This window comes from Parapedobacter sp., assembly GCF_053550995.1.
The window spans coordinates 1-5,612 of sequence record NZ_JBMQOC010000048.1 but is presented as its reverse complement, the minus strand read 5'-3'; the positions used below and the strand labels follow the sequence as shown (position 1 = coordinate 5,612).

The 5,612-nt window shown below is 49.6% G+C and carries 3 protein-coding genes and 1 pseudogene; 1 reads left to right on the top strand and 3 read right to left on the bottom strand.

Features of this window, described 5'->3' with window-relative positions:
* Window positions 1-2,681 (top strand): outer membrane beta-barrel protein (locus tag ACO1NT_RS06900; protein WP_449047734.1); only part of this gene is annotated, 2,681 nt, incomplete at its 5' end.
* Here ACO1NT_RS06900 and pncA read toward each other — a convergent pair.
* From pncA to ACO1NT_RS06885, 3 genes and pseudogenes are all read right to left on the bottom strand, one after another.
* Window positions 2,678-3,274: a bifunctional nicotinamidase/pyrazinamidase gene (pncA, locus tag ACO1NT_RS06895; RefSeq protein WP_449047733.1), complete on the bottom strand. Its 597-nt coding sequence runs from the start codon at window positions 3,272-3,274 to the stop codon at window positions 2,678-2,680. The genes ACO1NT_RS06900 and pncA overlap by 4 nt on opposite strands.
* A 45-nt stretch (window positions 3,275-3,319) precedes the next feature.
* Window positions 3,320-4,282 (bottom strand): hypothetical protein, encoded by a 963-nt coding sequence (locus ACO1NT_RS06890; protein ID WP_449047730.1) that lies wholly within the window; start codon window positions 4,280-4,282, stop codon window positions 3,320-3,322.
* A 121-nt stretch (window positions 4,283-4,403) separates the two neighbouring features.
* A pseudogene (locus tag ACO1NT_RS06885) lies at window positions 4,404-5,393 on the bottom strand (aspartate-semialdehyde dehydrogenase).
* Window positions 5,394-5,612 lie beyond the last annotated feature (219 nt).

The window sequence follows — 5,612 nt, the reverse complement described above, 5'->3', positions numbered from 1 at the left end:
GGTTGTTAACTGCCAAAGATTCGGTGGTGGACCAGCGCAGCGCATCAGCCGAGGGGAATTTTCAGTTGAAAAAGGTGCCGCCAGGGCAATATCGCCTTCAGGTCAACTATCTTGGTTATCGCCCGATGGTTGTCGGTATTACCGTACCCGCAGAATCCAATCCGAAGCCGCTCATCATCCAATTATTGCCGGAGTACCGCACACTTGATGAGGTGGCTGTCATTTCGGGGTCGCCCGTGGCGGTATTGAAGGGCGATACCACAGAGTTTGATGCCTCCGCATTCAGCACAGAACCATATGCTGATGCCGATGCGTTGGTGATGCAGATTCCGGGTGTAGAGATTGATGAGGAAGGGCGGGTAAAAGCCCAGGGGGAGGACGTGCAGCGTATTATTGTAGATGGTAAGGAGTTCTTCAGCACGGACCCCCGCATTGCACTGAAAACCCTCCCCGCAGATATCATTGCTAAGATACAGCTTATCGACGAGCAGAGTGAACAAGCGCAGTTCAGTGGTTTTGATGATGGGCAACGGCGCAAGGTAATCAACATCGTTACCCGCCCCGACCGTCGTAAAGGCTACTTCGGTAAAGCGGCAGCAGGGTATGGTGCCAACGAGAGATACAACGCAGGGGGAAACGTGAATAGCTTCGATGGCGACCGTCGCATGACCATATTTGCGGTATCCAACAATGTGAACCAGTCGGATTTTTCCATGGCCGGCATTGCGGGCGGAGAGCAGGAAAGTGGCCGTAATAACCGTGGGAGACGCGGCCGGAACAATTCAGGTAATGGCCGAGGTCTCAATAATACACATAGCGTTTCGACCAATTTCAATAACGAATGGTTGGATGAACGCCTTGAAGTCAACGCCAACTACGCTTTCAATTCTACGGGCAATGAAACGCTTAGCCTGACCAACCGCGAATACCTCATTGGTGCCAACGCCAACCAGTTCAATACCCAACATCAGGAATCAGGAAGTGTGAATTACAGCCACCGGGCAAATATGCGTATGCGGTTTGACATCGATTCGAACCAACGCATCGATTTTAGGCCTTCCCTCTCCTTCCAACAGCACAACCGAAATACCTTTTCCGACAATAATACCACCCTGGCAAATAACGATCCGGTGAATGCATCGGTACGTAATAACGACAATGAAAATTCGAATTTCAATTTTAGCGGGAGCTTCGACTACCGTCTGAGGCTATGGAAACCGGGTAGAACGATTTCCCTCAGCGCCAATGGATCGGCCAACAGCAATAAAGGATTGGCCCATACCCATTCACTCAACGAATTCTTCAAAGAACAGACATTAAACCGTACCGACACGGTGAGCAACCGGAGCTATACCGATGGGTATGGCAATGGCATAACGGGTCGATTGGCGTATACAGAACCGTTGGGGAAATACAGCCGGATGCAGGCCAATTATAGCCTGCGCAACACCGCCAGCTATTCCAATCGGGAAACATTTGAGTTTCTGGCAGAGACCGGTCAGTTAGGAGAGTTAAACCGGCAGCTGTCTAACGAGTTCCGGAATGACTATACCTATCAAAGCGGTGGCCTTTCTTTTCAGGTAGCCAAGCGCGATTCGTTCCGTATCGAAGTGGGTATGGACTTTCAGGATGCTCGTATCCGCAATAACCGCACATTTCCCGAGGAGGACATAAGAGGAAGTCATTTTACCAGTTACCTGCCAAGTGCCGAGCTGTCATACAATTTCACGCGCGATAAAAAAATCGATATCAGCTATCGGACGGCAACAAATGCGCCGTCCATCAACCAACTACAGGATGTAATCAATAACCAGAACCCGTTGAATATACGCACCGGGAACGCGGATTTGAAACAAGAATACGGCCACCGCTTCGGTTTGCGGTTTAATAGCGTTCAGCGCGAATCGGGCAGTAACTTTTCGGCCAATGTGAATGCTGACTTTACCAATAACCGGATTGTTAATTCCACGTTTATCGCCACGACCGATACACTTATTGCCCCCGATGTGCTACTGGGCGCAGGGGGCCAATTCACCCGGCCCGAAAACGTCAGCGGCTACTATAGCGTCCGTGGTGGTGCCACTTATGGAACACCAATAAAGCCGTTGAAAATCAATATCAATTTGCATAGTGCGGTTTATCACAATCACGATATCGGCTTGATCAACCGAGAGGGAACGTACACCAATTCCTACGGTATTAACCAGCGCGTAGGGATAAACAGCCGCTTCGGACCCCATTTGGTTGTGGGCATGAGCTACACGGGCAACTACAATATAGTGCGTAATAATACCAACAGCGAATCGAGTTACAATACGTACAACCAAATCATCCGTAATGATATGGCCTATACCTTCTGGAAGGGAATACGTGTTGCGTCGTCGCTGTATTATAATTATAACCAAGGGTTGGCTGATGGGTATAATCAACAGTTTATCCTATGGAATGCATCACTGGGCAAAAAACTCATGAGGCGGCAGGAAGCTGAAATTACCTTATCTGCCTTCGATTTGCTCAACCGCAATACGAACGTCAACCGGAGTATCAATGAACGGTATATCCAAGACTCGCAGAACAATGCACTTCAGCGGTATTTCTTGTTGAGTTTTACCTATAACCTGCGGCGCTTCGGCGGAAGCGGTGGCGATGGGCCAAGGGGCGGACGGCGTTTCGGGCGCTAAATAGTAGCAAGTTGCCCACCTTGTCCTACGAATGCTGTTCGTTTCTCGGCATAGGTCGATGCATCGATAGCCCGAACAGCATCCTCCAGGATATGGGTTTCGAAGCCCAGTTGCAAAGCATCCATGGCCGTGAAATATACGCAATAATCGGCCGCGAGGCCGCAGACCGATACGGCGTTTATGCCACGGTCGCGCAGGTACCCGGCTAGCCCCGTCCGTTTACGCTTTCCGTTATCGAAGAAGCCACTATAGCTGTCGATGGCAGGATCCGTTCCCTTGCGGAAAATGGCTTCAATACGATGGGTATCCAGTTGGTCGCTTAGCTTGGCCCCTGTGGTATTTTGTACACAATGGTCCGGCCATAATACCTGTTCTAGCCCATGCAAGTCGACGGTTTCGAATGGTTTACGACCCTTGTGGGCAGATGCGAAGCTGTGATGTCCTCGGGGGTGCCAATCTTGTGTAGCCACTATTAGGTCGTAATTACCCTGGATACGGTTGATAATAGGAATGACGGCATCACCCTCGGCTACCGCCAACGCGCCCCCAGGGAGGAAATCGTACTGGATATCGACAATGATTAGCGCATGCATGTAAGGAATTGCTTCACTTTTGAACAAATTTACGGAATAATGGGCTTAAAGTGAAAATTGTAGGCCTACGATACCGCCGAAATATAATCCGTTGAATAGGTCGTCACCATACGATTGCCATAGGTACCGGCCATTACGGATGTCTGTCTGGTCAGCGTCGAAGAGCAGGTGGTTAAATGTAGGGCCCGCGAATAACTCAACGTAGGGCATAATGTGCCAACCACCGAGCAAGCGAAGGCTTTGTTTTCCGAATACACCGTCTTCGAAGTTTGTCATGGCCGTACTGGCCAGTTCCGCACTCATACGGAATGCCTTGGCAGTGATAAGATGTGCGCCGATGCCCCCTTCCAGTTGGTAACGAGCCTCATCGTGCCTGAAGTGGTAGCCCAACCCGAGGATGCCGTATAGCACATTGCCACCGCTCCGCAGTGCGAGCATGGACCCCCCCTCTTCATCGGCCACAAGACCCAACGCCAGCTCGCCGTCCCGGATGATATTGAGCAACCCGATAGGGTAATCACTTTGTTCAGCAATATTGATAAGGCCCGCCACTTGAACCCCTTCAACGTGCTTCGCGATGTTGATAATTCCAGCGACTTGCGTGTGCACATCGCCCGATTTATTGATGAACCCCGCAGCTTGAAATCCGCGCACGTCCCCCTTCACCCGGTTTATTACACCCGCCACCAATACGCCGGATGCATTCCCACCGACATGGTTGGAGACACCCGATACCATCGTCCCGTTTGCGTTCCCTTTTACAATACCCGAAACACCAGCAACCAGGCAGGCATTCTCTTGTTGCGAGATTCCTGCAATTAGGTGGAGGGATAAGTTGTTGGTGTCAGAAGGGGCCGTTTTACCATTGGTGCTAAGCGGATAGATGAGGCCGATATGTATTTGATTGGTTTTTCCTTCCTGCGCCATCGCTACACTGCTACATGAGATCGTCAACGCGATACCGGCCAATGTACGGATCACCTTTTGGGTTGTTGTTGTTGTTTCCATTAATTATGTTTTGGGCTAAGACAACGATACAAAAGGTTACCCTTACTCGCTGGCGGTAGTTCCCAAAAAAAAGCACCCGCTCATGAGTGGGTGCTTTCTAATAACATCGATGGAATGACGGTTATAGCAATCCCTTTTCAACCAATTTTTCGGCAATCTGCACCGTATTGGTTGCTGCGCCTTTACGCAAATTATCGGCAACCACCCACAGGTTGAGTGTTTTGGCTTGGCTTTCATCCCGACGGATACGCCCCACAAACACTTCGTCTTTACCATGCGCATCTTTGGGCATAGGGTATTCCTGATTAGCGGGGTTATCGACTACGACAACCCCCGGCTGTTTCGCCAGCAATGCCCGTACTTCGTCCAAGTCAAATTAGTTGGCAAATTCGATATTCACAGATTCCGAGTGGCCACCTATCACAGGGATACGCACCGTTGTCGCGGTAACCCGGATGGTGTCGTCACCGATGATCTTGTTGGTCTCCTTGATCATCTTCATCTCTTCCTTGGTGTATCCATTATCTTGGAACACATCAATCTGTGGGATAACATTCAGATCGATTTGATGCGGATAGGCTTTCTCTCCCGTTACGCCCGCACGCTCATCGTTGAGTTGCTGTACCGCTTTAACGCCAGTACCGGTGACGGATTGGTAGGTAGAAACGACGACCCTTTTGATGACATATTGTTCATGCAAGGGTTTCAATACCACGACCATTTGTATGGTCGAGCAGTTCGGATTGGCGATGATCTTGTCTTCCGCAGTCAATACTTCGCCGTTTACTTCCGGGACTACCAGTTTTTTGGTCGGATCCATCCGCCAAGCGGATGAATTGTCAATAACGGTAATGCCGGCTTCCGCAAACTTCGGTGCATAAGTCAATGAGGTACCCCCACCCGCGGAAAATAGCGCCACATCAGGTTTGAGGGCAATAGCTTCGTCGGGTGTGACCACCTTATACGATTTCCCCTTGAATTGTATTTCCTTACCCTTGCTACGTTCAGAAGCAACGGGAATCAATTCGGTTACGGGAAAATTGCGCGCTGCTAACACGGTTAACATCTCCGAACCTACAAGCCCGGTTGCGCCGACTACTGCCACTTTCATTTTTTGTGTTGTTGATTTTGTGAATTAATTTATACTGTTTAACTTTATTTTCTTAAAGAGGTCAAACATACGAAATTTGGCTTAATTTGAGTATAACGAATGTTAAAAACCTGCTAGTCGAAACGGTTGTTTATCAGGCCGAAGCCAATGAAAAACAGATTGATTTTTTTAGGGCTTCTTTGGGTGTTCGCCTCCCCTTTGCCGGGTGGGTATGCATGG